The sequence below is a fragment of the Kiloniella litopenaei genome (assembly GCF_000982415.1).
In the GTDB taxonomy this organism is placed as follows: Bacteria; Pseudomonadota; Alphaproteobacteria; order Kiloniellales; family Kiloniellaceae; genus Kiloniella; species Kiloniella litopenaei.
In genome coordinates, this window is record NZ_LANI01000065.1 from 1 (window position 1) to 788 (window position 788).

Genomic DNA, 788 nt, shown 5'->3' on the forward strand with positions numbered 1-788 from the left:
TCAAAATGATGATCTATTGAAAGCTGATCCTGTTCATTAACAATTTCTATAGCACCCGTTTTGAGGTGGGAAGTTATCTCTTTGTGGAGCCTTTTTGCAATAAACTCGTCATTGGAAATCATTGTATTTTCTTTGCTTTTTATTCCGCTAATTTTTTAGGCACGTAACCAAAATTGAGATGACGAAACATATTGTAGGTAAAGCACCATTGTTTTTGCGCACTTACAACATAGAGACAAAGTGGTATCGGCATGAAATGCCATAGGACAGATGGAAGTAATGATATATCCATCCGATAGTCATTCTGCATTAAAAGATCACCATAAAGTACAACAGGCCCGGACAGGTTATATTTTTGGATCATCTGTTCTGTAAAATTACGACTTTCTTCCGGTTTGTAATCTATCTGTACCTGATAATATTCCGAATTAGCGACGATCTCCCAGTGGATAAACGGACCTTTTTTAGGGAATTTTTTAAAAATGAAATTGTACTCATCAATAGGATCATTGTTATCTTCTATAACTTCAATAGCGCCCGAGCGAATATAATTTTCCAAGGTCTTCTGAAGCTCTTTGTCCTCTGCAACAGGTTGATCAGACATATTAAATAACCTTATCAATAGGATTGAAATTTAATACTAATAATGTAAAGAGCGATATTAACAGAAATGTTTTTCGAGACCTTGATACTAACGTAATTCATAGCCGGATAATACCCAGACATCTCTTTTATTGTGGGTGTTATTTCGGCAAACTGTTTGGGGCAAAGCCAAAATTCAGATGGCG

1 protein-coding gene is annotated in these 788 nt (G+C 35.8%); it reads right to left on the bottom strand.

Annotated elements, in window-relative coordinates:
• Positions 1-139 precede the first annotated feature (139 nt).
• Positions 140-604, bottom strand: coding sequence for a hypothetical protein (locus WH95_RS20125; RefSeq protein ID WP_046510243.1), 465 nt, complete (start codon positions 602-604; stop codon positions 140-142).
• Positions 605-788: the final 184 nt, after the last annotated feature.